Genomic DNA, 2974 nt, shown 5'->3' on the forward strand with positions numbered 1-2974 from the left:
GTTGCCCCAGGTACGGGAGGACCAGACCGCACCGACCGGGTTGAAGTGCAGCACCAGGTTGCCGTCCGACTGCATCTGCAGCCAGATCGGCGAAGCGGTCGGGGTGTTGACCACCTCACCGCTCTTCACCACGGCACCGGCGAACAGCGCGGTACCCTGCCGGGCCGCCACCCGGTTGTCCGTACCGGTGGCCCAGCGGGCGTTGCCCGTCTGGTCGTAGACCACCAGGTTGAGGTCGTCCTGCAGGACCGCGCGCGCGTTGCGGTGGGTCCAGGTGCCGCTGGTCCACAGGGCCCGGCCGTCGGTGGCCCGGACCACGAAGTTGCCGTCCGCCTGCATGACGGCGGTGGCGCCGTTGTTGCCCCACGTGCGGGACGACCAGCGGGCGTTGCCGGTGGCCTTGGAGTACAGCACCAGGTTCCCGTCCGCCTGCATCACCAGCCGGCCGGCCTGCGACTCCACCGTCTCGCCCGACCGCACCGTACGGCCCGAAGGGATCACGGTGCCCCGGGTCTCCACGCCGCCGTACCAGGTGCCGGTGGACCAGAGCACGCGGCCGTCGAGGTCGTAGATCACCAGGTTGCCGTCACGCTGGACGACCAGCCGGGAGCGCAGGTTCTTCCAGGTGTCCGTGGCCCAGACGGCCCGGCCGTCGGCGGCGTAGACCACCAGGTTGCCGTCCTCCTGCAGGGTCGCGACCGCACCGGGGTGACCCTCGGTACCGGAGCTCCAGAGCGTCCGGGAGGACTGACGGTCGGTCAGCACCAGGTTCCCGTCCGCCTGCATGACCAGCGAGGTGCGGTCCGCCGTCGCCTGCTCGCCGGACTTCAGGGTGCGACCGGGCACCAGCGGGGTGCCGAGGGTCTCGTGCGCCGGGTCGTAGGTCCGGGTGGACCACACGACCTGGCCGGAGGTGTCGCGGAGCACCGCGTTGCAGTCGTCCTGGACGGTCAGCTGCCCGCCCTCGGTGGGGCCGGGGGTCGGGTGCCAGCCGTACCAGTACGGCGTGGCGCCGGTGGTGTCCCGCAGGGCGACCCGGCCGCTCGCGATGGTGAGCCGGCCATCGGGGTGGCCCGGCGTGTTGCTGGACCACAGCACCTTGCCGGTGGCCAGCTCGGTGACCACCGCGCTCCCGTCGGACTGCACCTTCAGGCTGACGCAGGCCGAGTAGTAGACGTCCCAGCGACCCTTGTAGCCGCCCTCGCCGAAGCCGTTCCTGGGGTGGTCGAGCTTCCCGAGCGAGACCGGCTCGCCGAAGCGGGGCAGCCCGCCCTCCGGCGCGGCACCCGGTCGGACCACGGTCACCGCGCCCTCGGTGTACGAGCCGCCCATGGCGGCGACCAGCTCGGGGTTGCCGTCACCGTCGAGGTCACCCGGCGAACGGAGGGCGGAGAGGTAGCCGTAGGACTGGTCGGTGCCACTCACCGGGAGGGGGAAGGTGTCGAGCGGCGCCGGGAACGGGCCGGGCGCGTCGGTGTCCTGCTGCCAGCGTCCCCAACCCTGCCGGGGAGTGCCGTCGCAGGCCTCCAGCGTCGCAGCGGCCGGAGCGGCCAGGTCCGCCGGCGCCGTCAGGCACCGGCCGTCCTCGGCGACCAGCGTGCCGCCGGCCTGGAGCCGCCAGCGCTGCGCGGAGGAGCCGTCGCACCCGGCGACGACCGGGGCCCCCGCCTGGACGGACAGGCAGTTGCCGCGGTCGCGGACCGTCCCGTCCGCACGGAGCTGCCAGAGGGACCGGTCGGTCGCACAGGGGCCGACCTTGGCGCCCCGCGTGTAGCAACGGCTGGTCCCGTCGGCGGCACGCTGCGCGCTCGCCATCCGGAAGGCCGTGGCCGGGGTCTGGAGCTTGGCCGCCGGGAGCCCGTCCGCGCCGAACTCCAGTCGGTAGCTGAACAGCTCGGACTCGGACCCCAGCCTGGGCCTGACCCAGAGGGTCGGCACGCCACCGACCTTGCCCGGGGCGAGCAGCGCGGTGTCGAGCCAGCCGGTGCCGCCCAGCTGGACCGGGGCACCGATCACGGCACCCCCGGCCTTGCCCGGGTAGTACCAGAGCCGGCCGGCCTCGACGGTGACCAGGTCGGGCATCCCGTCCTTGTTCGCGATCCCGTCGGTGGCCACCACCTGGGTCGCCGAACTCCAGGTCGGGTCGTAGCCGGTGCAGTCCGCACCCGCCGCACAGGTGGCCGGCTTGGCCACCTTGACGGCCTGGTCCTTCTTCGTGAAGTACCCGGCCCGCCCACCCGAGTCGGCGTCGTTCGGGTACAGGTACAGCGTGCTCGTCCCCGGGCTGAACAGGTACAGGTCCTCCGTCCCGCCACCCGTCGCGCTACCGCGGCCGCTGACCTGGAAGGAGTTCCACGTCCTGCCGTCCGGGCTCTGCGCGGCGGTGGACGCGACGTACGGGGCCCCGCCCGCGGGCAGCACGTTCAGGTCCGACGAGTCGGCGGCCCACACGTCGGACCGGCCGTCACCGTTCAGGTCGTCGGCCACCAGGCCGGCCCGGACGGCCGGGTCGGCGGCGTACGCGGGAGCGGCCAGGCCGCCCGCCAGTACCGCCGCCAGGGCGGCCAGGGCCGCTATTCGTCTGCCGCTCGTGCGGCGCGGGGCGCGAAGGCGCTCCCCCATGTTCCGTACCTCCCCATTGCGCCGGGCCCACGGCTCCGGCCGTCCGGCCCGTGATCAAGGGCCAGGGGGGGCAGGCTATCGTCCGCCGGTTCGGTCACGCCACGCGGTATCCGCCTCCGGGGCGCGGTCCGGATCCACGCCGCCCGCCGACGGGTACGGGGGCGGCGCCCGGTGGACCGGGTGCCGCCCCCGTGCGGGGTGCTGAGGGACCGTCAGTACTTCAGCGACTTCCAGTAGGTGTTGCTGGCCCAGAGCGGCTGGACCCCATCGGCGTCGTAGAGCACCAGGTTGGCGTCGTTCTGCAGCACCAGGTACGCACCCGGGTGACCCCAGGTCCCGGTCGACCACAGAC

Annotated in this window: 1 protein-coding gene; it reads right to left on the reverse strand. The window is 73.6% G+C overall.

What is annotated here, in order from left to right; genetic code table 11:
• Positions 1 to 2622: ricin-type beta-trefoil lectin domain protein (locus tag ACWCYY_RS40750; RefSeq protein WP_449798971.1), on the reverse strand; the 2622-nt coding region annotated here is incomplete at its 3' end.
• Positions 2623 to 2974 lie beyond the last annotated feature (352 nt).

This window comes from Kitasatospora sp. NPDC001664 (genome assembly GCF_053596675.1).